This window comes from Natronococcus sp. A-GB7 (assembly GCF_029688865.1).
In the GTDB taxonomy this organism is placed as follows: Archaea; Halobacteriota; Halobacteria; order Halobacteriales; family Natrialbaceae; genus Natronococcus.
Window position 1 is genome coordinate 12457 of sequence record NZ_JARUKV010000037.1, and the last position, 22386, is coordinate 34842.

The 22386-nt window shown below is 64.2% G+C and carries 23 protein-coding genes; 6 read left to right on the top strand and 17 right to left on the bottom strand.

The genetic code is table 11. The features are described from left to right. Positions 1-40: 40 nt before the first annotated feature. The 11 genes from QA609_RS22325 to cobN form a co-directional block, all read right to left on the bottom strand. Positions 41-778, bottom strand: coding sequence for a cobalamin biosynthesis protein (locus QA609_RS22325; protein WP_278304832.1), 738 nt, complete (start codon positions 776-778; stop codon positions 41-43). Then, a complete protein-coding gene (locus QA609_RS22330; protein WP_278304833.1) occupies positions 775-1041 on the bottom strand; it encodes a ferredoxin in 267 nt (88 codons plus the stop codon). Before QA609_RS22330 ends, QA609_RS22325 begins: the two co-directional genes overlap by 4 nt. Before the next feature lie 15 nt (positions 1042-1056). After that, positions 1057-2094 carry a precorrin-3B C(17)-methyltransferase gene (gene cobJ, locus QA609_RS22335; RefSeq protein ID WP_278304834.1) on the bottom strand — a complete coding sequence of 346 codons (1038 nt, stop codon included), beginning with the start codon at positions 2092-2094 and terminating at the stop codon, positions 1057-1059. 8 nt (positions 2095-2102) lie between these two features. Then, the gene (locus QA609_RS22340; RefSeq protein ID WP_278304835.1) at positions 2103-2999 is read right to left on the bottom strand and encodes an SAM-dependent methyltransferase; all 897 of its coding nucleotides are present in this window, start codon (positions 2997-2999) and stop codon (positions 2103-2105) included. After that, positions 2996-3991, bottom strand: coding sequence for a cobalt-precorrin 5A hydrolase (cbiG, locus tag QA609_RS22345; protein ID WP_278304836.1), 996 nt, complete (start codon positions 3989-3991; stop codon positions 2996-2998). The genes QA609_RS22340 and cbiG overlap by 4 nt, the downstream gene beginning before the upstream one ends. Positions 3992-4102: 111 nt before the next feature. Then, the gene (locus tag QA609_RS22350; protein WP_278304837.1) at positions 4103-5038 is read right to left on the bottom strand and encodes a cobalt-precorrin-4/precorrin-4 C(11)-methyltransferase; all 936 of its coding nucleotides are present in this window, start codon (positions 5036-5038) and stop codon (positions 4103-4105) included. Further along, entirely contained in the window at positions 5038-5973 is a 936-nt protein-coding gene (locus tag QA609_RS22355) for a cobalt-factor II C(20)-methyltransferase (protein ID WP_278304838.1), read from the bottom strand. Before QA609_RS22355 ends, QA609_RS22350 begins: the two co-directional genes overlap by 1 nt. Then, complete coding sequence (cbiT, locus tag QA609_RS22360; protein WP_278304839.1) at positions 5970-6581, bottom strand: precorrin-6Y C5,15-methyltransferase (decarboxylating) subunit CbiT; 612 nt, start codon at positions 6579-6581, stop codon at positions 5970-5972. The genes QA609_RS22355 and cbiT overlap by 4 nt, the downstream gene beginning before the upstream one ends. Positions 6582-6744: 163 nt before the next feature. Then, positions 6745-7536 (bottom strand): cobalt-precorrin-7 (C(5))-methyltransferase, encoded by a 792-nt coding sequence (locus QA609_RS22365; protein ID WP_278304840.1) that lies wholly within the window; start codon positions 7534-7536, stop codon positions 6745-6747. Continuing rightward, positions 7533-8333 (bottom strand): precorrin-8X methylmutase, encoded by an 801-nt coding sequence (locus QA609_RS22370; protein WP_278304841.1) that lies wholly within the window; start codon positions 8331-8333, stop codon positions 7533-7535. Before QA609_RS22370 ends, QA609_RS22365 begins: the two co-directional genes overlap by 4 nt. Next, a complete protein-coding gene (cobN, locus tag QA609_RS22375) occupies positions 8326-12222 on the bottom strand; it encodes a cobaltochelatase subunit CobN (protein WP_278304842.1) in 3897 nt (1298 codons plus the stop codon). Before cobN ends, QA609_RS22370 begins: the two co-directional genes overlap by 8 nt. Before the next feature lie 34 nt (positions 12223-12256). Between cobN and QA609_RS22380 the strand changes: the two genes are divergently transcribed. From QA609_RS22380 to QA609_RS22395, 4 genes are all read left to right on the top strand, one after another. Continuing rightward, a complete protein-coding gene (locus QA609_RS22380) occupies positions 12257-14446 on the top strand; it encodes a VWA domain-containing protein (RefSeq protein ID WP_278304843.1) in 2190 nt (729 codons plus the stop codon). Positions 14447-14556: 110 nt separating this feature from the next. Continuing rightward, positions 14557-14775 carry a hypothetical protein gene (locus tag QA609_RS22385; RefSeq protein WP_278304844.1) on the top strand — a complete coding sequence of 73 codons (219 nt, stop codon included), beginning with the start codon at positions 14557-14559 and terminating at the stop codon, positions 14773-14775. Between the two features lie 289 nt (positions 14776-15064). Further along, the gene (locus QA609_RS22390; protein WP_278304845.1) at positions 15065-15307 is read left to right on the top strand and encodes a hypothetical protein; all 243 of its coding nucleotides are present in this window, start codon (positions 15065-15067) and stop codon (positions 15305-15307) included. 455 nt (positions 15308-15762) lie between these two features. Next, complete coding sequence (locus QA609_RS22395) at positions 15763-16107, top strand: hypothetical protein (RefSeq protein ID WP_278304846.1); 345 nt, start codon at positions 15763-15765, stop codon at positions 16105-16107. A gap of 51 nt (positions 16108-16158) precedes the next feature. On the opposite strand, the gene QA609_RS22400 is transcribed toward QA609_RS22395, so the two are convergent. Genes QA609_RS22400 through QA609_RS22420 form a run of 5 tightly spaced genes read right to left on the bottom strand, consistent with a single transcriptional unit; the run spans position 16159 to position 18731 of the window. Continuing rightward, the gene (locus QA609_RS22400; RefSeq protein WP_278304847.1) at positions 16159-16494 is read right to left on the bottom strand and encodes a hypothetical protein; all 336 of its coding nucleotides are present in this window, start codon (positions 16492-16494) and stop codon (positions 16159-16161) included. Then, positions 16495-16644 carry a hypothetical protein gene (locus QA609_RS22405; protein WP_278304848.1) on the bottom strand — a complete coding sequence of 50 codons (150 nt, stop codon included), beginning with the start codon at positions 16642-16644 and terminating at the stop codon, positions 16495-16497. It lies immediately after the preceding gene. Then, positions 16641-16928: a hypothetical protein gene (locus QA609_RS22410; protein ID WP_278304849.1), complete on the bottom strand. Its 288-nt coding sequence runs from the start codon at positions 16926-16928 to the stop codon at positions 16641-16643. The genes QA609_RS22405 and QA609_RS22410 overlap by 4 nt, the downstream gene beginning before the upstream one ends. Next, positions 16925-18469, bottom strand: a complete 1545-nt coding sequence (locus QA609_RS22415) for a hypothetical protein (RefSeq protein ID WP_278304850.1) — start codon at positions 18467-18469, stop codon at positions 16925-16927. Before QA609_RS22415 ends, QA609_RS22410 begins: the two co-directional genes overlap by 4 nt. Next, positions 18462-18731 carry a hypothetical protein gene (locus tag QA609_RS22420; RefSeq protein WP_278304851.1) on the bottom strand — a complete coding sequence of 90 codons (270 nt, stop codon included), beginning with the start codon at positions 18729-18731 and terminating at the stop codon, positions 18462-18464. The genes QA609_RS22415 and QA609_RS22420 overlap by 8 nt, the downstream gene beginning before the upstream one ends. A gap of 196 nt (positions 18732-18927) precedes the next feature. Between QA609_RS22420 and QA609_RS22425 the strand changes: the two genes are divergently transcribed. Both QA609_RS22425 and QA609_RS22430 read left to right on the top strand, forming a co-directional pair. After that, positions 18928-19275 carry a hypothetical protein gene (locus QA609_RS22425; protein ID WP_278304852.1) on the top strand — a complete coding sequence of 116 codons (348 nt, stop codon included), beginning with the start codon at positions 18928-18930 and terminating at the stop codon, positions 19273-19275. A gap of 298 nt (positions 19276-19573) precedes the next feature. Further along, on the top strand, positions 19574-21022 hold the full coding sequence (locus QA609_RS22430; protein WP_278304853.1) for a hypothetical protein: 1449 nt from the start codon (positions 19574-19576) through the stop codon (positions 21020-21022). 61 nt (positions 21023-21083) lie between these two features. On the opposite strand, the gene QA609_RS22435 is transcribed toward QA609_RS22430, so the two are convergent. Next, positions 21084-22148, bottom strand: a complete 1065-nt coding sequence (locus QA609_RS22435) for an AAA family ATPase (protein WP_278304854.1) — start codon at positions 22146-22148, stop codon at positions 21084-21086. Positions 22149-22386: the final 238 nt, after the last annotated feature.

Consider the following 22386-nt stretch of genomic DNA (forward strand, 5'->3'; position numbering starts at 1 on the left):
CTTTCGTCGGTGATGGTCATGGTCGGATCTCGATCGTGGGTTACGGCTCGTCGTACGCCTCGGCCTGCTCGAGACTCCGCTCGAGCTTGCGGCGACGACTCGGTGCGTAGAGTCCGGTCTCCGCACAGTCCTCGTAGAGCCACGCTCCGAACGCGGGCGCGTCGTCGTCGTCGATCCCGAACCAGTAGCCGCCCGAGGAGGTCTCCGAGAGATCGTCGACGGACGCCTCGACTGGACACGCCGCGATCAGCTCCCGGGTCAACTCGAGCAGGTCCCGGTCGTCGTGGACGAACGAGATCCCGACGGTGCCGCTCGAGGATTTGAAACAGATCGTGCCACAGCCCTCGAGAAGTCCTCTGAGCAGCTCTCGGTCGCACCCGCTGAACGCGCCGAACCGGTAGTTCCCGCGGCCGTCGACGGGAAGTCCGAGTGCGCCGCTGCGACCGAGCAGTCCCTCGGTACCGTCCGCGTGGTCCTCGCCGCTCCCTTTCCCGTCGTCCCCGATCGAGAGCGTGTACTCGTCCTCGGTGCGGGTGATCGACGCGTCGTGGGCGTACTCGCGGCTCGTCGTCTCGTGCTCGAGGTCGCCGCCAGCAATGGCCGCGAGCACCCGTGCAGAGCGCTCGTCGTTAGTGGTGACCTCGATGTTGCTGTCTGAAACCTCCCCGCTCCCGGCGACGTGGCCCCAGAAGTACGCGCTCGCGGGGTGACCCGCCAGCGGATCCGCGGGAGCTTCGATCTCGAGGGCGGCGTCCTCCTGCTCGACCGACTCGCTCATCCGTCCACCTCCTCGACGACGATGGCGTCGGTCGGGCAGGCCGCGGCGGCTTGCCGGGCCTCGTCGATGCGGTCGTCGTCGAACGTCGCGACGACCCGGTCGGCGGTATCGGTCACGTCGCCCTCGCAGTCGTAGATCGGATCCGCGTCGGGATCGATCGTCGCGAGGCCGTCCTCGCCCTCGACGAAGCGCGGATCGCGCGTCAGGCAGGCGAAGATACCGTCGCAGGCGTCCTTCTCGATGGTGATCTCGTAGCGTGACATTGGATTGTCTCGTAGTTAGTAGTCGTACTTCGTCTCGTAGCCCCGCGGCGTCACCATCCGGTCGTCCCAGACGTAGGTGTCCTCAGTGCCGACGAGGATCGTGGTCGTCATGTCGATAATCTCGCTCTCTCCCAGCTCCTCGAGTTCGCCGAGTTCGGTGATCAGCACCTGCTCGTCCTCGCGGCCGGCGCCGTGGACGATGCCGACGGGCGTCTCCTCGTCCCGGTGGGTGGTGAGGATCTCGCAGCACTTCCGGAAGTTCTCCCGGCGCTTGCGGCTCCAGGGGTTGTAGATCGTGATCGTGAAGTTCTCGCTCGCCACGGAGTGCAGCCGCGACTCGATCTCGGGCATCGGCACGAGGTGATCCGACAGCGAGACCGAGACGGTGTCGTTGACGAGGGGAGCGCCCAGCCGGGCCGCACAGGACTGGGCCGCCGGAACGCCCGGAACGACGTCGAACTCGACCATCGACGCCGTCGCGCCCTTGGACTCGAGGATTTCGAGTGCGAGCCCGGCCAGCGCGTAGACGTTCGGGTCGCCGCTGCCGACGATGGCGACGTCGTTGCCCGCCAGCGTGCGATCGATCGACTCCTCCGTGCGGGACACTTCGCCGCACATCGGTGTGTCGTAGATCTCGTCGGCCTGCTCGGTGATCTCGTCCGGAATGAGTTCGATGTAGGTGGTGTAACCGACGATGTGGTCGGCCTCGAGCAGCGCCGCCTTGGCGCGTTCGGTCATCCCCTCGGCGTGGCCGGGGCCGAGCCCGACGGCCGTCAGCTGGCCGGGCTCGGCGTCGAAGTCCGCGACGGTGGCGCCGACCTCCTGCTCGTGGGAGTCGCTCTCGTCGTCGGCATTCGAGGCGCCGCACGAACTCGAGGACGAGGCGGAACTCGACGCGCCACACTTCGAGCCGCTCGAGTCGTCCGTACTGCTCGAGGCGCCGCAGTTGCTGCTCGAGGCGGTCCCCGCGTCGGTGGCGGTCTCGCTCGTATCGCTCGAGGAGGCGCCGCAGTTGGAAGTCGATTCGTCGTCGGTGTTGGTATCCGTACTCATAGCTGTGATCAGAAGTCCTCGACGTCGCGCCCGCCGCGGGGCGTGACGAGGTACGTTCGGTCGTCGTTGCTCCAGGTCTCGGTCTCGTGGTTGCCGACGATCAGCGAGGTGCCCATCCCCGAGACCTTGTCGTCGTGGTCGGCGGCCTCGCCCAGCGTCGTGATGAACTCGCTCTCACCGTTGCGACCCGCATCGGCGCGGCCGGCGTCGTTGACGATCGCGACGCGGGCGTCGTCGGTCCGTTCCTCGCGAACGATCTCGACCGCCTTCTCGTAGTTGCGCCAGCAGTTGTACAGCACGATCACGAAATCCGACACTGCGGCCGCCCGCAGTTTCTCCTCGATCTCGTCCCAGCCGCGCCACTTGTCCGACAGCGAGACGGTACAGAAGTCGTTACACAGCGGCGCGCCGACGTTGGCCGAGCCGCCGAGCGCGGCCGTCATTCCGGGGACGATCTCGATCGGAACGTCGGTCGCATCCTCCTCGTCGGCCATCTTGAAGATGAGGTCCGACTTGCCGTACACCGAGGGGTCGCCTCCCGAGACGTGGGCGACGTCTTTCCCCTCGCGGACGTAGTCGAACGCCGCGCGGGCGAGTTCGATCTGCCGTCCCATCGTCGAGCGGACGATCTCCTGTTCGAAGCCGTCGTCTCGAGTCGCGATACCGTCCTCGTCCGTTCGCTCCTCCGAGGGGATCGTCCCGTCGGCTCGCAGGAACTCCTGGTAGAGACTCGAGGCGATGACGACGTCGGCGGTCTCGATCACTCGCTTCGCCTTCACCGTCATGTGGTCCGGGAGCCCGGGGCCGATGCCGACCACCGAGAGGGTGCCGTGGTCGTCGGGGGTGCCGCCGGTCGCACCGTCCGCCGCCGCGCCGAGTTCGCCGCCGTCGGCGTCCGAACTCATCGACCGACCGCCACCGTGACCTCGTTCTCGTAGCCGATCTTCTCGAGCACCAGTTCCCGCTCGGCGCCGCCCGCGATGGCACTGGCCTCGGAGACGCCCGGCCAGCCGATCAGCTCCTTGGACTTCGAGGGCGTCGGCCCCTCGTGTTCGAGCAGCGTCTCCTTGTCGAAGACCACGACCCCGAGGTCGAGTTCTTGCGCGGCTGCGAGCAGCCCCTCCTCCTCTTCCTTCCGGGTCGCGGTGGCGACGAACTCGACGTCCGAGAGCTCGTAGTCGGTCCGCTCGAGGGCCGCCTCCCACGCCTCAAGGAACGACTCCGCGCTCGCGCCGGAGACGCTGCCCGTGCCGAGGACGACGCCCTCCTCTTTGTTGCGCTTGAGGACGGTGACGTCGTCGCCGACCAGCACTGCCCGGGGACCCTCGAGCCGAGCCACGGGACCCAGCTCGTCGTCGAGCACGGCGAGGTTGGTCTTGACCGTCGAGTCGCCGTTGACAACGTGGGCGTCCATCGCCTTCGCCTTCGACTCGACGCCCTGCTTGCCCGCGGCCTCGCTGGCCGTGGTCATCGCAGGGACGGCACCCATCGTCGCCAGGTCCTGGGCGACCTGGTTGGCGCCGTGGTGACCGCCCGTGATCGGGATCGCCCACGTCAGCTCCTCGTCGACGACACAGATAGCGGGGTCGTCCCACTTGTCCTCGAGCAGGCCCGCGGTCTTGCGCATCGCGATCCCGGAGGCCATCAGCCCGACGAAGCAGTCGTACTCGCCCCAGTGGTCGGCGAAGACGTCGCCGTGATACTCGAGGATCTCGATCGACTCGTAGCGATCCTCGAGTTCGTCCTTGATCTCCTCGGCGGTCTCCATCTTCCGCTCGAAGGCGACGATCGCGATCTCCTCGGCTACCTCGCCGTCCGAATCGGGCGTCGAACAGTGGCCGCCGGAATCCGTACTCGAGTCGTCCGTCCCGTCCGCGTTTTCAGTTCCTGAACTCATTGTCGAACCTCCGTCGTAGCGAAATCGTCCATCTCACGTCGAATCGCCCCGATCGGACCACCGCGGGGGTGGGCCCTTTCATCGTGTTCGCGGTACCGCACCCGACTCACCTCAGTCATCGCCCGCCTCCGGCTCGCTCGTGTTTTCGGCCGAGCTTCCGGAAGAACCCCGATTGGCCCAGTCACCGTAGAGATACGAGCGCTCGTAGCCCGCCCCGGTCACGGCGTCGCCGATGACGACCAGCGCCGAGGCCCGATACCCGGCTTCTTCGACCCTGTCGGCGATATCGCCGATCGATCCGACGATCACGTCCTCGTCGGGCCAGGAGGCGTGGTAGATCACGCCGACGGGGGTTTCGGGGTCGTGGCCGTCCTCGAGCAGCCGATCCATCGTGTCCCGAACGGCGTGAGTGCCGAGGTAGATGCAGGTCGTCACGTCGCCCATCTCGACGAACTCGGAGATGTGATCCTCCTCCTCGCTCAGGGTCTTGCCCTGCGGGCGGGTGAACGCGACGTGGTTCGCGACCTCGTTGAGCGTCAGCTGCGTCCGGAGGGTGGCGCTCGCGGCGAACGCCGAGGTGACGCCGGGCACGAAGTACGTCGGCACGCCCTCGTGCTCCAAGGCGTCCATCTGCTCGAGCGCGGCCCCGTAGATGGCGGGGTCGCCGCTGTGGAGCCGGACCACGTTTCGACCCTCCTCGTGGGCGTCTCGCATCAGCGGGATCAGCTCCTCGAGGTCCTTCCCCACGGAATTGACGAGCTCCGCGTGATCGCAGTACGCCTCGAGCAGTTCGCTGTTGACCAGCGAGCCGGCGTGGACCACGAGGTCGCTCTCCTCGAGCAGTTCCCTCCCGGCCACCGTCAGTAGCCGCGGATCGCCGGGGCCGGCGCCGACGAAGGGGATCCCCGCCTGTTCGTCGGCGGCGCTGTGGTCGAAGACCCGGTCGTCCAGTTCCTCCCGACGGCGCTCGCCCTGCGCGTCGATCGCGCTCTGCGGGTCGCCGTCGTCCGCGGCTCCGTCGTCGTCCGTCTCGGTCGTCTCACCCATCAGTACCAGTGCTCGCTACAGTCGCCGTGTTCACAGCCCTCGGCGCGCTCGAGATCGACGAGCGTGCCGTCGACGTCCGAATCCTCCGGCAGGGACCGAAACTCGACGCCTCGCTCGCGATCGGACGACGTCTCGCCTGCCGACGATCGCCCCGCGACGGTCGGCTCGCCGCCGTCCGCGATCGACTCGCCGTTCGACGTCGCGTCGTCGGGTTCGGTATCGCCGTCGCTCGAGGGACCGTCCGTCCGATCAGTCCGGAAGGCCGCCGTCGCCTGCTCGATCTCGAGGTCGGCCTTCTCGGCGTAGGCCAGCGTATAGTAGTCCCGTTCGTCGATCTCGTGGGGGTCGTCGGTCACCAGCGTCTCGCCCTGTTCCATGAACAGTCGGCGGCCGTAGGTCACCTCGTAACCCGCCTCGAGGAGGCCTGCGTGGGTCGCCGGCGCGTCGGTCACCTTGAACAGGATCATCCGATCGGGTCCCGTCGGGCTCGCGCCCTTGGCTGCCTCCCGGAGCGAGAGCCCCGCCCCGGCCTCGATCTCGACGCCCAGCGCGGTCGCGAAGGCCGTCACGGCGCTGACGCCGGGGACGATCTCGAGGTCGACGTCGGGGTGGAAGGCGTCGATCGTTCGACGCAGGTGCCCGAACGTCGAGTAGACGTTCGGATCGCCGAGCGTGACGAAGGCGACGTCGCCCTCGCGGGCGTTCGGCGCGATCTCCGCCGCGGCCTCCTTCCAGGCCGTCCGAAGCTTCTCCTCGTCTCTTGTCATCGGAAACTCGAGGTCGCCGATCCGCTCCTCGGGAACGTGCTCGAGCGCGACCGATCGCGAGAGCCGACCGGGCGAGTAGACGACATCCGCGTCCTCAAGGACCCGCTTTCCTCGGACCGTCACGAGGTCGGCCTCGCCGGGGCCGAGCCCGACGCCGTAGAGGGTCATCGCTGTGATCCCCCACCGTCGGCGGCGACTTGCTTTCCGTCGTCTCCGTCCGCGTCGTTGTCGGTCGCGCCGCCGACCAGCATGTACACCGGGTTCTCCGCGTCGAAGCTCGTCGCACCGGCGAGTTCGTAGCCGTGACTCACCTGGAACTGGACGACCTCCTCGAGGAGGTCGCGCTCCCGGAACGCCTCGGTCGCCCGACCGGCGACCTCGAGGCGCGAGACGTTCATTACGACGCGATCAACGCCCGTCTCCGCGGCGCGATCGAGGACGGCCTCGAAGTTGCGGCTCCCGCCGAGAAAGAGCGCGTCGGCGTCCTCGGGCAGCCCCTCGGGGGCCTCCGCGTTTCGTAGCTCGACGTCGGCCCGCACCGAGTCGGCGTTCGCCGCGAGATTCTTCTCGGTCGTCTCGAGCCGTTCGCCTTTCCGCTCGAGCGCGGTCACGCGCCCCGCCCGCCGCGCGGCCTCGATCGTGACGGCGCCCGTACAGGAGCCGACCTCGACGAAGTGGTCGTCCGCCCCGAGCGCGAGCTTCGAGAGGGTGACGGCCCGGACCTCCGCCTTCGTCGGCCCGGCTTTCGCATCATGTGGCAGCGCAATCGGTGGCATCACCCGTGGATGACTGGCGCCTCCACTAAAACAATTGTGGTTGGTTTAGATCAACTGCTATTGGGCATTCTGAGTTTCGGTAGCGAAATTTTCGTTGTGTTTCGGGATGATTAAGGGGAACGCGAGGATGGGCGTCGGAATCGGAAAGCGGAGCCGGCGACCGCTACACGGGTTGTCGCACCGCGAGCACCACCAGATCCGAGAACGGAGTGTCCTCCCGTCCGCTACCGCCCGCGTATTCGGACAGTTCGGCCAGCGTAAACCGGTGGAGCCGCTCGTCCTCGTGGGTCAGGTTCTCACAGACCAGCGCCTCGAGCTCGGGGTCGGCGCCGCGCTCGAGCAGCAACACTGCGAGGTCGCCGGGCATCCGATCGAACGGTCGGGGGAGCGCGAGCAGGTGGCGGTCGTCCTCGACGACGGCCCTCGCGAGTCGGTCGACGTCGGCCTCGAGGTCGCCGCTCTTGTGCAGCGTGACGAACTCGGCGTCCTCCATCGGCGTTCGAGCCCGACTCGCGGCTACCTGCAGCGAGGAGATGCCGGGGACGACCCGAACGGGTGTCTCAGGCGCCTCGCGCTCCACCGTATCTTGCACCTTCCCGACGAACTGGTAGCCCGAGTGGTTCGGATCGCCCATCGCTACGGCGGTTCCGGACTCGCCGGCAGCGACGCGCTCGCCGAACGCCTCGAGCGCCTCGGCCTCGTCCCGGTAGCCACAGGTCAGCAACTCGGCGTCGGTCAGCTCCTCGACAAACTCGACGACGGTCGCGAAGCCGACGACGACGTCGGCCTCCCGGATCGCGCGCTCGCCGCGGGGCGTGAGGAACTCCTGATTGCCGGGACCGACGCCGACGGCGTAGACGGGATTGTCGGTCTCCTCGTCGATGTCCGGCTCCGCGCTCCCGGCCGCGAACGTCGCCGGATCGGGCCCCGCCTCGAGGTCGTACTCGTCGCTCATCGGTCCTCGTCGTCCTCGGTCGCGCCGTCGGTCGCCCGGGCGGCTCGCGTCTCGGCCGCGAGATCCAGCTCGAGCTCGCCCGTTCGAACGTCTTTGGCGACGTGGATCAGCTCGTTCGTCAGCGCCGCCGCCAGGCCGCTCCCGCCGCGGCGACCGACGTTTGTTATCGCCGGGACGCCGTACTCCTCGCTGACCTCGCGGATCCGCTGGCGGCTCTCCTCGGCTTTCACGAAGCCGACGGGCGTCGCGACGATCACCGCTGGACGGGTTCCGTCCTCGATGCAATCGGCGAGCGCGAACGCCGCCGTCGGCGCGTTGCCGACCACGGCGATCGCCCCCTCGTAGACGCCGCGCTTGTCAAGTTCGAGCACCGACGCCGCGGTACGGGTCATCCCCGTCTCCTTCGCGAGTTCGGCGCCGTTGCCGATCGCCTTGCGGGTCTCGCAGTCGTGACCGCGACCCGTGATCCCGGCTTTGGCCATCGTGATGTCGGTCACGATGGGCGCCTTCTCGAGGACGGCTCGAGCGCCCGCCCGAACGGGGGTGTCCTCGTCGTCGCCGATCTCGTCGCTGCCGGTGAACTCGAGTAAGTGCTGGAACTCGATGTCGCCCATCGAGTGGACCGACTTCTGGCGGACCCGGTCGGCGAGCGTCTCGTCCGGAACGAACTCCCTGACGATGTCCATGCTCGTCTCGGCGATCTCCATCGCGTTCTGGGTGGTCGCGCCCAGATCGGCGTACTCCTGGTCGAAGTCGGAGCCCTCCGCCGCGCCGGTCGGTCGCGCGCCCTCAGTCATCGTTCGCCACCCCCGCGCCGACGGCCTCGTTGGTCGTCCGGGCCTCGAGGTCGCCCTCGACCGCGAGGTTCAGATCGCGCAGGCGGTCGACGGTCTCCTCGTCGGCGTCCCAGAGGTCTCGCTCGATCGCCTCGAGCAGCGTGTCGGTGATCGACTCGAGGGCCCACGGGTTGACGTCGCGCATCCATTCTTGCCGATCCTCGTCAAAGGCGAACTTCTCGGCGACCTCGTTCCAGAGCGTGTCGCTCACGACGCCCGTCGTGGCGTCCCAGCCGAGCGTCACGTCGACGGTCGTCGAGAGGTCGCCCGCGCCCTTGTAGCCGTGCTCCTCCATCGACTCGAGCCAGTCGGGGTTGAGCACCCGCGAGCGCATCGCCTTGCGGACCTTCTCCTCGTTCGTGTAGACGTCGACGTTGTCCGGGTCCGAGGAGTCCCCGACGTAGGAGGCGGGCTCCTCGCCCGCGATCTCGCTCACCGCCGAGATGAAGCCGCCGTGGAACGCGTACCAGTCCGAGGAGTCGAACTCGTCCTGTTCCATCGTGTCCTCGATCTTCACGGTGACGTCGACGCTCGAGAGGCGACGTTCGAAGGCGTCGTGGGCGTCCGAGACCCGACCGCGGGAGCCCATGGCGTACCCGCCCCACTGGACGTACACCTCGGCGAGGTCCGAGCGGTCGTCCCAGTTGCCCTCGTCGACGGCCTTGTTCGTCCCGGCGCCGTAGCCGCCCGGCTTCGTCGTGAAGACGCGGTGTTTGGCGGCCTCGCGGGCCTCGGACTCCTCCAGCCCTGCTTCCTGCTCGAGCTCCGCCTGCTCCTCCTCGACGTGCTTCTTGACGTAGTTCATTTCGTGGGGTTCGTCGAGGTCGACCACGGCGTCGACCGCATCGTGGATGACCCCGGCCGCGGCGGGGAAGGCGTCCCGGAACAGCCCCGAGACCCGCGTCGTCACGTCGACCCGCGGCCTGTCGAGCTCCTCGAGGGGGATCGGTTCGACGTCGTCGATCCGACCCGCGTCGGTCCAGACGGGTTCGACGCCCATCATCGCGAGCACCTGAGCGATCGTCTCGCCGCGGGTGCGAACCGTCGGGGTGCCCCAGGCGACGACGCCGATTTCTTCGGGGTACTCGCCGTCCTCGGCGCGGTGACGCTCGAGCACTCCCTCCGCCACCTCGCGGCCGACCTGCCAGGCAGGTTTGGCGGGAACCTTCCGGGGATCCAGCGTGTAGAAGTTCCGCGCCGTCGGCAGCAGATCGACCCCGCCGCGAGTCGGCGCACCCGATCCCCCAGGCGGAACGTACTCGCCCGAGAGGGCGTCGGCGGTCCGAGGGACCTCGTCCTCGGACGCCTGCACGCGAGGCTGGGCCTCCTCGCAGATGTAGGCCAGCACCTCCCGGAGGTCGTCGTGGGCGCCCGACGTCGCACGGGCGTCGCCGATCGTCTCGATGTCGACGACGAGCAGGTTCATGTTCACCTCGTCCTCCGGTCCAGCACCCCGCTCGGACTCGGGAATGTCGAACCCGTGTTCGGCCAACGTCTCGACCAGTTCGAGGCTCGTCTCCCGCACCTCGTCGGCGGCCTCGGCGTAGGTCATGCCCAGTTCGTCGTCGTACTCGCCGGGCGCGTTCAGCATCGCCTCGTAGTCCACTCCGAGGACGCCCGCGACGCTCTCGCGGAGGCTCGGCGCACCGGGGTTCTCGAGTCGAGTGAGCGCGACGAGGTACTCGACGAGGCGGTCGTCGGCCGGCGGCTCGGACATCGTGTGCAGCCCCAGCCGGATCTGGGTCGATTTGACGTCGGTGAGGTACTCGTGGACGCGTTCGACGAGGTCGTCGATCTCGACCTCGTCACCCTCCACGTCGCCCTCAGCGAGCGTCGAACCGGCTTCGTCGGGGCCGCGAACGTCCGCCTTCTCGTCGATCGTCCCCGAGATGCCGAGTTCGACGGCGAGGTCCAGTTCCTCGACCGTCTCCCGGACGAGCGCCTCGAGGTGCTCGCCGTCGTCCGCGCGCGCATCCTCCATCCCGGCCTCGCGGTACTGGTTCGCGAGTTCCTCGAGTTCGGCCAGCTCGTCGTAGGTGCCGGCGGCCCGCATCACGGGCGTGAGGTAGTCGACGATCGCCGCGTACGATCGACGCTTCGCCTGGGTCCCCTCGCCGGGGTTGTTGACGATGTAGGGGTAGACGTTCGGGATATCGTCGATCAGCTGATCCGGCGCGCTCTCGCCGTTGAGGCCGACCGTTTTGCCGGGGAGCCACTCGAGGCTGCCGTGGGTTCCCAGGTGGACCACCCCGTCGGCGCCGAACTCGTTGCGCAGCCAACCGTAGAACGCGTAGTAGTCGTGGGGCGGCTGCAGGTCGGAGTCGTGGTAGACCTTCGAGGGATCCATCCCGAACCCGCGCGGGGGCTGGACTGTCACCAGCACGTTTCCGAACTCGACGCCGGGAATCGCGAACGGGCGGTCCGGAACCTCGCCCCACTCCTCGAGGACATTCTCTTGGAACCGCTCGTCGGCGTCGGCGAACCACTCGCCGTACTGGTCGGTCGAGACCACGTCGACCGACAGCTCGCGGACGTCCTCGGGGGCGACCCAGCGGTCCTCGAGCGTCAGTTGCGAGGTCAGTTTCTCGACCAGTGTCTGCCCGTCCTCGGGCAACTCGCCGTCCAGGTCGTATCCACGAGCGTCGAGCTCCTCGAGCAGGTTCACGGTCGACTCGGGCGAGTCGAGACCGAACGCGGTCCCGATCCCGTCGTCGCTCGGCGGGTAGTTGTGCAGGACGACCGCGACCCGCTTGTCCTCGTTAGACGTGTGGCGCAGCTTCGCCCAGTTGACCGCCAGCCGGGTCGCGTGGTCGACCCGATCCTCGATCGGAAAGTGGTGTTTCGGCGCCGATCCGATCCCGGCCTCGTCGTCGGTGCGTTCCTTCCCCGAGATGGGATGCGTGATGACGTTGCCGTCGAACTCCGGCAGCGCGACCGAGAGCGCGAGCTCGAACCCCATGACGCCCGTATCGCTGGATTCGTAGCGCGATCGGGACCGCATCGTCGTGACCGTCTGCAGGACGGGGACGCCGAGGCGATCGAGGAAGACGTCCTCGGCGGAGTCGCCCTCGTCGCTCGCCGAACGGCCGCGCTCGTCCATCGACAGCGAGAACATAAAGGAGGAGAGCACGGCGTCGACGACCGGTTCGCCACCATCGTCGATGAGCCATTCATCCGTCACCCACTCCGCGTCCTCCTGTTCCTCCGTATCGGTGGCGGGGTTGCAGAAGATCGGCACGGCGTTCGCGCCCTGCTCCTCGAGCGCCCGGACCTGGGCGTCGACGTAGCGGGTGTTCTCGTGGGTCCAGTGCGATTCGTAGAACCAGATCGCGACCGTCGGCCGGCCGGGATCGTGGGTCTCGAGCAATTCCTCGTAGCCGACGCCCGGATAGTCGGGGTGGTAGACGCCCTCGGTGGGGAGTTCGGTCGGCTCCTCGTACCCGAGTTCGCGGTCGCCGTACTCGCTCGCGAGGAACCGACAGCAGTTCTCGACGTTGATCGTGCCCCCCCGATCGAGGTACTCAGATACCTGCTCGCGGTGCTCGGCGGCCACCGTCGTATCCTCGAGGGCGAAGGCGTCGCCGGTCGCCTTGACGATCAACGGGACGCTCGCCTCCTCGAGTGCGCCCGTCGCGTAGTCGTAACCCGGCATACTGTCCTCGGCGCCGTGCAGCCAGAAGATCGCCGCGTCGGCGTCGCGCAGTTCCTCCACGAACGCCTCGATCGCAGCCTCGTCCTCGAGGTCGCTCTCCGAGCGAACGACCAGCTCGACGTCCTCGAGGCGCTGAGCCGCGCGTCCGATCGATCCGAGCTCGTTCTCCGTCGCCGTGTAGATCCCGATTCGTGCCATCGAATTTTTAAACCTCTATTGTATTAGCGCAACTATGGTTGCAAACGCCGGGGGCAAAAAGCTGTCGTCGACCCCGTTTCCGGCGATCGTCGGCCAGTCGGAGCTCAAGCGTGCGCTGTTGACGATCGCTGCGAACGACACACTCGACGGCGCGTTGATCGTCGGCGAGAAGGGGACGGCGAAGTCGACCGCCGTCCGAGGACTCGCCGATCTCCTCCCCGAACAGCGCGCCGTCGCGGACTGCCGGTACGGCTGTGCGCCTGACGACCCGACGCTGCAGTGTGCGAGCTGTCGAGAGCGCGATTCCGACGAACTGCCCGTCGAGACGCGTCCTGTGCCGCTGGTCACGCTCCCCCTCGGGGCGACCCGCGACCGGATCGTGGGAACGCTCTCGGTCGAGGACGCCCTCGCAGGCGAGGCCGAGTTCGATCCCGGGCTGTTGGCCCGGGCGAACCGCGGCATCCTCTACGTCGACGAGGTCAACCTGCTCGACGATCATCTCGTCGACGTCGTTCTGGACGCGGCAGCCAGCGGCGTCAACACCGTCGAACGGGACGGGATCAGCGTCTCTCATCCCGCCGAGTTCACGCTAGTTGGAACGATGAACCCCGAGGAGGGCGACCTGCGCCCACAGCTTCGGGACCGGTTCGCCCTCCGGGCGACCGTCGAGGGCTGCCGAGACGTCGCGGATCGGGTCGAGATCATCGACCAGGCGATCGGCCGCAGCGCCGATCCGAACCCGACAGAGTACGCCGACGCCGTCGATCGACTCGGCGAGACCGTAGCCGGCGCGCGCGACCGCCTGTCCCACGTCGAGCTCCCCGACGAGTTCAAGGCCGAGATCGCCGAACTCTGCCTCGAGGCCGGGATCGACGGCCACCGCGGCGACATCGCGACGGCCAGGACCGCGAGGACGCTGGCCGCCCTCGAGAACCGAACGACCGTGATCGAGTCGGACGTTCGCGAGGCAGCCACCTACACGCTGCCACACCGCCTCCGGAGCACGCCGTTCGAGGACGAACCGGAGCTCGAGGACCTGCTCGAGGATCGGTTCGACGAGGAGTCGCCCGACGAGACGGACGGAAGCGACGAGGAAGGCGGAGACGGCGAGGGCGAACCCGAATCAGAGGACGCCCGGGAGGACGAACCCGACGCCGACGGAGACCACGACCGCGACCGCGACGAGCCCGCTGAGACCGACGGCAGCTCGGATCGCTCGGACGGCCCGAACGGCGACGAGCGCGACGGAACGGAGCGCGGACGGCGACCGACCGAGGACGACCGTTCGGCTTCGGCCGAGGCAGGACGAGCGGTCCCGAGCGATCGGGACGGATCGGACGGTGAGAACGAGGATCGCACAGAACCGAACGACGACGGTACCGATACCGAATCGAACGAGAACGGTGGGGACGCTCAGCCGCTCGCTCCCGGTCGTCGTGCCGAGATCGGCGACGCGAGCGCGCCGGCGCTCGAGACACCCGAGGCTACGGGCGACCGCCGTGCCCGTACGGAAGGGAGCCGAACGACCGTTGAGCCGGACACCGACAACCGGGGAGCCCGCGTCAGGACCAAACCCGCGGCGGACGACGGCCCGATCGACGCCGCGGCGTCGGTCCGGTCCGCCGCGATCCGTGGCGCGTCGGACGTCGAGACGGACGATCTACGCCGGTCCGTTCGGGCCGGGGAAACGTCGACGACGATCGTCTTCGCCGTCGACGCGAGCGCGTCGATGCGGCCTGCGATGCGAACCGCCAAGGGCGTCGTCCTCGAGCTGTTACGAGACAGCTACCAGCACCGCGACGAGGTCGCGTTCGTCGCGTTCGCGGGCGACGACGCCGACGTACTGCTCCCGCCGACCGACAGCGTCTCCCTCGCTGCGCGTCATCTCAAGGAGCTGCCGTCAGGTGACCGAACGCCGCTGCCCGCCGGCCTCGAGACCGCCCGGGCGGTCCTCGAGCGCTCGACGTCGGAGGCTGCCGTCGTCGTCCTCGTCACCGACGGCAGGGCGAACGTCGCCGACGGAAGCCCGACGGAGGCGACACGGGAGGCGGCCCGACGGCTTGGAAGTGTTGGACCGGAACTCGTCGTCGTCGACGCCGGCGACGGCTCCCGTGCCGGACTCTCGGCGCTCGTCGCCGACGAGGCCGACGGCGAACGCGTTCCGCTGTCGTCCCTCTCGCCCGAACTGGTTCGTTCCGCTTCCGAGTCAGCGGATCCCGAGTAACGCGTCTCGAGAACTGCCCGTTCGAAATGAACGACACCGTTATTAATGTTCGGAGCTTGAAAGGTATGAGAGTACAGCGATCACGCGTCGTTCCGCGCTCTCTCCCTACCATGGAATCCAATCACTCTCCTCACTCCTCCAGGGATGCAACAGCAGCATTCGAGCACGATCTTCAGGATCTGGTTCTCACCGCGTTCGGACACGGGGCGTCCGTCGAAGGAACGTGGGAGATCGTCGCTCCGGCCGCTGATGCCCCGAATTGGGACGTAACGATTGAAAAGGATACTCCGGACGACCGCCGCTTCGAGCCGACAGCTCTCGAGGAGTAGGTTACCGATTCGAAGACGTCGTCAACGAACACCAAAACTCTCCGTCTGAGAGCTGGGTACTAACAACAAAGTTTATAATCGTAGTTACCCCATCCGGGGGTAGACGTACTCTACTGACGTCGGCCTTCGAGAGGTGTTGGCTCGGTGCTGTATCGGTGTAGTACCTCACTCGCCTATGATGCCCCACGCCCGCGGTCCGAACCAACCGGACGAGAATCGCTCCGAAATTACCCCGACGGAACTCTTCGTAGCGTTCTCACACGCACGTCGCCAAAAGACGGTCGCCTACTTGGCACAGAAAGCCGCGGCCATTTCGCTGGGAGATCTCGCCGAATACATCGCGATCGCGGAGGAGAACCCGTCGTACGAGTGGTACGAGCGGATCCTCACCGATCTGGCACATCATCATCTACCGCTGTTGCGGGAGATGGAGCTCGTCGACTACGACCGAGAGAGCGAGTCGGTGCAACTGGCCGTCGAACGATCCGTAGTAACGCCGTACCTGGATCTCGCCGGCTATACCGGTGTCTAAGTGGGCGTTCAGCTGTCGAGTAGGACCCCTATTCGATTCATGAGTCAAAGAACGGCAGGAACAGCCCCCCCGAATACTCACTCGGGATTTCGCTCGAGACCGTACAGACGGCCAGCTCATCGCACTGATGCGCCGCGCCGGTGTCCGTCACTCGAGAATCGCCTCACGATGCCTCCGAGAGCGTACCGTATCCGACGTGGCTTACGGCTCGAGGATTGGTGACGAAGACGCCGTCGTGTTCAGTGGTACTCTCACGCCGTTCGGTGCCTACACACGGATCATCCTACCGGAGACTCGACTCCGAGACTTCGTGATGGCAAAAGAGTACGGTGCGGCTAACTGATTTAGTTACACCCATCAGAAATCTAATTCAGTCGGACTACGCCTAATCCACACAGATCATCCGAACTATCGACCGTCCTTATTACTCCGTTCGGCCGTAGCTGAGTTGCATTATGACAGATCGAACCCTTACCCGTCGCCGGATGGTGTCACTCGTCGGCGTGGGTACAGTAGTGGGAGTGGCAGGCTGCGGAGATCTCGGAGACGGAGGAGCGGGAGAGACGGAGGAGGACGAAACGAGCACTGACGGGGACGAAGACGGCGGAGCGAACGGGGACGATCCGGGGGAGGAAGTCAGTGACGACGAGAGTAACGGTGACGACGGCAGCGACGACGAGGACGGAATCGGAGCCGACGACGGAGACGATGATGCCGAAATTCAGGAGGTCGAGGGGTACGGCCGCGACTCTGGCGCCGAGGACGAGGGCGACGAAGGGGGTGGAGAGAACGGGACGTAGCCGGCGTTTCAGAACTCGCCGAGGATCGAGAGCTCGGACGGTCGCAATCGTTCACATCCTCCCCGTTCTGAAGGGCCGAGCTTGCCCCTTGACTTTCCGTAACCTGAACCGGACAACGCCGACGTCGACGACCTCGCGCCCGCCGTCTGCCATCGCTGTGATCGAGAGACTCCACGGGAAAACGACGTCTGCGTCTGGTGTGGTGCAGCGCTCAGCCAGCGTGCCATCGACGAGGACGACGAACTCGAGCGTCGCTGGATGAAGTCCGCCGGTGCTGTCAGCGAGGCCGAAAACCTCTCGCTCGACGACGTCATGGAGGCGCGGGACGCCGTCGACGACAACGCCGCGCTCCGGCGGCTGCTCCTTGGTGACGACTGAGGTCGACATCTAGTCGCCACCTCCGTCGGCAATCTCGAGGATCCGCTCGATGTCATCCGCGATTGGAAGGTCGGACTCGGCGATTCGCTCGAATAGCTCTCGGTTCTCCTCGACGGTCTCTTTCGCTTCGGCTTCGGGATCTGGGATTTTCGTGCTCATCGTGGAACCTCGAGCTGATTGCGGACGTACGCTTGCTCGGTCTCTGGGCGGTCACTGAGGGCGATACAGGTTCGAACACAGCCGTCGTGCTCGATGAAGACGACGTCTCCTTCAGGGTGGTAGTAGGCCGTGCTTCCCTCCTCGGCGCTCGGATAATGGACTGGCTCCGCCTCGTCGAATGCGCCGCGAGGATCGGTCCAGGGCGCTTGCGAGCGGTCGAACCACATCTCACTGACGTGGTTGCCCCAGCGTTCGGCCAGTTCAGTATCGGGAGTCGTGTTCACTGCGAGTCACCCCCGTCGCGTTTGAACTCTGCTGGATCGGACCCATGGGCTCCCACCCCGGTGCTTCCGGAGTTCGAAATCATCCGAACATCGGTGTTCTCGTTGACGCGCTGGAGGATCGATGCACGCCAAGTGTGGCTGACTGCTGATTGGAGGGCTGCGTCGACCTCCGGGTTCTCGACCTCTTCTTGGAGAGCCTCGAGTGTCGAGCAGACGTCGTCGATCTCCTCGACGGTATCACGGTCACCGATCTGGAGCTCGCCGTCCGGCCCTTCGGTGATCGTCTCGCGTCGGTAGACCTCCTCAAGGTTGCCGCCGTCTGTCCGGAGTTCGCGATCTTCGCTCGGCCGTTGACTGGTGGTCTCTCTCTGGAGAATGACTGGGCAAGTGCTGCCAAAGCCAATAGGTAGCGAGGTTATGTCCCCTAGCGCACCTACCACATAGTATGGGAGACAACACCAATTCGTCGAACTCCGATGGAATAGATGCAGCCGAAGAAGAGATTGACGAAGAGCCAGAGGCCGGTCTCGGGCCAGGTGCTGACGACGAAGAAGACGAGGAGTCAGAAGATGCCGAGTCCGCCGACGAGAACTAACCGCTGAGAACTGGGCACGGCCACCGTCGGTAACCGGAACCGACGTCTCGTCATCCTCGTCGTCTTGATCGAACCCGTTCTCAGCGAGGATATCGGCCGGCGATCGGCCGTACTTCGATTGGTCCTCCTCGATCTCGAGCACCCGCTTTGCGCAGGCCTTGCAGAGTCGATCGTGAAGCTCCGTGTCAGGGATGTTATCGGGGTCGAACGTCCATGGTGTCGCCGATCGTTCGTACTGGCACGCCGAGTCAGGATCGTCGCGAGTGCAGTTCTCGGCGGGGATATGGATCGCCGACGCTCGTCGGCCCTGGAACTGAATCCAGAACGGGACAGTTTCGCGAATAGCGTCGACATCGATGTGGTAGCCGCCATCGGTGACGAGATTGTCAGCGCGATCAGTGTCTGTGGGTACTGAAATCCTTTTGCTCGCAGATAGCCAAGACACGCCTATGGACGCATTTCTGACTCTCTCTTTAGAGTGGGTTATCACCCATATCGACGATGCTGCGTTCGTGATTGCGCTCCTGGAAGGAGCGTATATCTTGTTCTGGATCAGCCTAGCGAAGTATCGTGGCAAATAGGACCGATCGGTACCACCGTCGGTCATTAGCTTGCTCGCGCGTTCGAAGGTCGCGTCCGCAGGAACCGTCTCTCGACGTGGCCCCTCAAGTTCGGTGACACAATCTTCGCAGACTGGGGCGTCGTACTTCTCCGGGACGTAACGGAGATCCTTGGCGCTGCGCTTGAGTGGTGTTTCGATCTCGGTTCCGCACGCGCACTCGTGAGTCTGACCGTCGAACTCTGTACTGGCATGCCAGCGATCGTTCTCGAGGATCCAGCGGTCGATATTGTGGTCAGCAGGGGTGCCGATTCGGTCCTCGAGATCTTCGAGCCGACAGCGCTGGCACAGGTAAGGCCGGCTTCCACAATTCGAGCAGTTACTCATCGGAACCGGCCTCCATCATGGGTCGAGCAATCAGAACCTCCTCGATGCTGTCATCGACGGGGTTATTGGCGTCGGTCGTCGACCGCTCAACTGGACGGGACTGGGCTCCTGTCCGATCTCCCGTCCATGCTGCCGCCTGGAGACGCGGCAGCATTTTCAGCAAGCGATCAATGTCCGTAGTGGCATCTCGGCCCTCTGGCTGGCCGGCTGTTCTGCGTTCCGTGGGACAACGGTTTTTGTCCCTGCTGTCGTCGTTTGACATGGCTTCTGAAACCCTCACTGGGGATGGAAGCCACCCCGGCGTGTCTCTAGCACGCCGGACGCGTTTTGCATCCGGGAGGGTAGGCTTCCGTCAGGTAGTACCTACTGCGGCGACTTAATATTACCGACGCTTAGGTACCTCTGCTAAGTCAGCAGGGGTATTATATGACATCACACCGTTGGTAACATATATCCTTATGACCAAGTACGAGCTAATGCGGCTCTCCCTCCCGACCGACCGGCTCATTCTCGAAACGCTGCTTGAAGGTCGGAATCTAGCTGCGAACATCGCTGAAAGTGTTGACCGGAGTCGAAACTACCTCAACCAGCGGATGGCGCTGCTTCACGACTACGGGCTTGTCGCAAAGGTCGGTCCGGTCGAGGGAACCGGGCTCTACGAAATTACGCCGAAGGGAGTTGCTGCCTTGCGGCTGATCGACGAATACGAGGAAGGTCCTGAATTCGAGAACCTCGTCCAAGAACGCGCGGAGCTGATCGAGGTCCGTCCCCCGAAGGTCGTCGATGAGGGCGCCGACGAATCCTAATACTAAATCGCTCGTTCCCGACATAGGACTCTCCCCTTCGAGGAGTGAATTGTTAAATACCCCTTGGAATTCCGAATGTTGAGGTCACCACCTTCCTTCAAGATGGCGACCGTCAGTAAGGACCTGACTGGATTCTGACATTGAGTCCCTTGTCGTCAGTCTGGATCTTCCTACTTAAAAGTAAAATCGCTCAAGTCCTCGCTTGGAAGTTTCGAACTCAAAAATGATATCAAAAATACAAATGTCTCCCAATACGCTTTGGGATTAGGATTATCGGACAGTATATTTTATATTACTTATGCACAGGCGAACTATTCTAACTGGGTCTGGTGTTGTGGTTTCTGCAACTCTTGCCGGGTGCGCCCAATCACCTGACGACGATGAGTCAGACTTTGAGGAAACAGATGATGACGAGGAGAACGGGTCCGCCGACGATTCTGAAACAGAACTCGAGAACGATGATGACGATGAGGAAGAGTCAGATGACGAATCTGCATCTGAAGAAGAGGAAGACGAACCCGAAGAACCTGGGGACGACGAAGAACAACCCGAGGACTCGGAAGAAGATGACCCCGACGAACCGGAAGAAGAGGTAGAGGAAAACGACGAGGAGTCCAATTCCGAAGAAGGGGAAGACTCTGAAGAGCAATCTGAAGGGCCTGAAAGCGAAGAAGACGAGGACTCTGGGTCAGAGGGTCAAGAGGAAGAACCCGAAGAAATAGAAGATGAGGAGCCGGAAACGGAGGACCCAGACGAAGAACCTGAAGAGTCCGAGGAAGAGCCCGAACCAGAGGACCAAGACGAAGAACTTGAAGACTCTGAGGAGGAAGAGGAACCAGAAGAGGCGTCCGAACCAGAGGATCAGGACGAAGAGGAACCCGACGAGGAGTCCGAGTCAGAGGACCTGGACGAAGAATCTGAGGAGGAATCCGAGCCTGAAGAACAAGACGAAGAGTCCGAAGAGACTGAAAGCGAAGAGGGATCAGAAGAAGAGCCCGAGTCAGAGGACCAGGATGAAGAACCGGAAGAAGAGCCCGAGTCAGAGGACCAGGATGAAGAACCGGAAGAAGAGTCCGAGCCAGAAGACGAGGATGAAGAATCTGAAGATGAGGGCTCGGAAGAGGAGGACCAGGACGAAGGACCCGAAGAATCTGAAGAGGAATCCGAACCTGAAGACAAAGAAGGCGAGGAACCCGAAGAAGACACTGAAGAGACAGAGGACGAAGAGGATAGTGACGAGAGTGGGGACGAAGAAGAGGAATCCGAACCCGAAGACGAAGAAGATGAGGAATCTGAAGAAGACACCGAAGAGTCAGACGGGGAAGAGGATAGTGACGAGAGTGAGGACGACAGCGACGAGGACACGGATGAAGACGATTCCAATGGAGACGATGGTAATGGAATCTCCCCCGAGGAAATGGAGGGACAGATCCAGTACGCCGATGAAGAGGACGAAGAAGTGCTTGAGGTTACGGACCACGGAATAGAATGGGCCAGCTCCGATGCACAGGACGACTGCCTGATCAACTATTCGCTTGAAAATGTGTCTGACTCTCAGGAGATGAACGTTCACTACGCAGGGACTCTTTTGGACGAAAACGGAGGAACGATTAGCAATATGGATAGTATGGTGTTTTTGGATCCTGGTGAGTCTTCAAGTGGCCATCTGGAGGCATACGGATGCGATGAGGCAGCTGATTACCGGATTTCGCTCAGCATCGTCCATCGTAGTGAAGTATCTGACTAGAACGAGTGTGACCGATACGACTGACGTTGGCTAAACCGACCAATTTCGAAGCTCTCGTAGACTATTTCGAGCAGAATACTTCGGTTCCAACTCTCGCGATAGGTTTGACGTCAGTATCCACTACCCAGTAGAGTCGGTCTCGAGTCGGCCCATCGTAATTGATGAGATCGTAAGCCTGGAGCTTCGGCAGCTTCCCGCGGCGCGCCCGTTTTCCGAGTGGCTGCACCGGTGAGCCGGAGTACACTACATCGGCACTCGCCTCGTAGCGATCGTGTAACTCCTTGCCTGTGATCTCGCCGGCGTCGTGGATGATTGCGTACAGTACTTGATGATGATACGGTAGCGACTGCAGATTCAACCTCCGGATCCGGCGCTTCGCCCGCTCGTAGGAATCTTCGACGTCGCGATCACGGATCCGGCGGTGCCCGCGCTCGTGTGCGAGTTCAGCGGCAGCTCGGAGTGACTGGATCCCCTCGCGAGCGACGCCGGCGACCTCGTCGGCGATCGCCTCGAGTTGCTCTCGCCTCACAGGATCGCCATGCAACCCTTGTTGTGCTCGGCGTTCGAGGATATCCGCGAGCTCGTCGACACCGTAGCGGTCGAGTTCGAGATGGCCCTGATCGAGGCGGTGACCATCGGTTACATCGAGGCGCGAAAGCCAGTCAGTCGCGTCGTGAACGATCGCGACGACAGTCACGTTCTCGATTGCGAGTAGCTCACCGATCGCGTTCGTCTGCGGAAGATCTTCACCTTCGTCTAGGACGACGATCGTCTCGCCAGTGATCGCATTGCGAAGTTGTCGACAGACGTCGGTCGTCGGAAGTGTCTGCGGGACATCGTTCGGGCCTTCCGGGTGCTCCTTGAGGATACACCGGAATACGTCGCCGGTTGTTTTCCCGAGCGAGTCAACGAACACGCGGGTGATATCGGTCTGTGTCTCGAGATGGTTGACTGCGTTCCGTGCGAGTAGCGTCTTCCCCACACCGCTGGGTCCGGAAATCAGAACGTCCGATGCTCGAGGGTGTGTCGTTGTAAAGCGTCGGAGTAACTGTTCGGTTTCAGCCTCCCTGTGCAACGGATCTGGCGGCAAAAAAGAATCGTCAAAGACCCGAGTATCAGCGATCATACCAATCTGGTCTATTTGATAGGTTATAAAGGCTGCTTGTAATTCCGAATGTGACTCGAGAAACAATGGGGTTGCGATCACTCGAGCCGGAACTGGTCTCGCCAGTAGCCAATTTTTGAGGGAGTCATGGAACGGTTCGCATAGTCCTTTTCGATTACCCGACAGACGGTACGTACAGGCGGACCATGTATCAGTTCGGTCCGACCGCTCTTCCTGCGGTGGCGTGTGCTGTCGACCG

Coding starts and splice junctions, on each gene's coding strand:
- QA609_RS22325 (WP_278304832.1), bottom strand. CDS start 778: ATGAGCGAGTCGGTCGAGCAGGAGGACGCCGCCCTCGAGATCGAAGCT.
- cobJ (WP_278304834.1), bottom strand. CDS start 2,094: ATGAGTACGGATACCAACACCGACGACGAATCGACTTCCAACTGCGGC.
- QA609_RS22340 (WP_278304835.1), bottom strand. CDS start 2,999: ATGAGTTCGGACGCCGACGGCGGCGAACTCGGCGCGGCGGCGGACGGT.
- QA609_RS22435 (WP_278304854.1), bottom strand. CDS start 22,148: ATGATCGCTGATACTCGGGTCTTTGACGATTCTTTTTTGCCGCCAGAT.
- cbiT (WP_278304839.1), bottom strand. CDS start 6,581: ATGCCACCGATTGCGCTGCCACATGATGCGAAAGCCGGGCCGACGAAG.
- QA609_RS22405 (WP_278304848.1), bottom strand. CDS start 16,644: ATGAGCACGAAAATCCCAGATCCCGAAGCCGAAGCGAAAGAGACCGTC.
- cobN (WP_278304842.1), bottom strand. CDS start 12,222: ATGGCACGAATCGGGATCTACACGGCGACGGAGAACGAGCTCGGATCG.
- QA609_RS22365 (WP_278304840.1), bottom strand. CDS start 7,536: ATGAGCGACGAGTACGACCTCGAGGCGGGGCCCGATCCGGCGACGTTC.
- QA609_RS22330 (WP_278304833.1), bottom strand. CDS start 1,041: ATGTCACGCTACGAGATCACCATCGAGAAGGACGCCTGCGACGGTATC.
- QA609_RS22380 (WP_278304843.1), top strand. CDS start 12,257: ATGGTTGCAAACGCCGGGGGCAAAAAGCTGTCGTCGACCCCGTTTCCG.
- QA609_RS22350 (WP_278304837.1), bottom strand. CDS start 5,038: ATGGGTGAGACGACCGAGACGGACGACGACGGAGCCGCGGACGACGGC.
- QA609_RS22430 (WP_278304853.1), top strand. CDS start 19,574: ATGCACAGGCGAACTATTCTAACTGGGTCTGGTGTTGTGGTTTCTGCA.
- QA609_RS22355 (WP_278304838.1), bottom strand. CDS start 5,973: ATGACCCTCTACGGCGTCGGGCTCGGCCCCGGCGAGGCCGACCTCGTG.
- QA609_RS22395 (WP_278304846.1), top strand. CDS start 15,763: ATGACAGATCGAACCCTTACCCGTCGCCGGATGGTGTCACTCGTCGGC.
- QA609_RS22370 (WP_278304841.1), bottom strand. CDS start 8,333: ATGACTGAGGGCGCGCGACCGACCGGCGCGGCGGAGGGCTCCGACTTC.
- QA609_RS22415 (WP_278304850.1), bottom strand. CDS start 18,469: ATGAGTAACTGCTCGAATTGTGGAAGCCGGCCTTACCTGTGCCAGCGC.
- cbiG (WP_278304836.1), bottom strand. CDS start 3,991: ATGAGTTCAGGAACTGAAAACGCGGACGGGACGGACGACTCGAGTACG.
- QA609_RS22425 (WP_278304852.1), top strand. CDS start 18,928: ATGACCAAGTACGAGCTAATGCGGCTCTCCCTCCCGACCGACCGGCTC.
- QA609_RS22400 (WP_278304847.1), bottom strand. CDS start 16,494: ATGTCGACCTCAGTCGTCACCAAGGAGCAGCCGCCGGAGCGCGGCGTT.
- QA609_RS22385 (WP_278304844.1), top strand. CDS start 14,557: ATGGAATCCAATCACTCTCCTCACTCCTCCAGGGATGCAACAGCAGCA.
- QA609_RS22420 (WP_278304851.1), bottom strand. CDS start 18,731: ATGTCAAACGACGACAGCAGGGACAAAAACCGTTGTCCCACGGAACGC.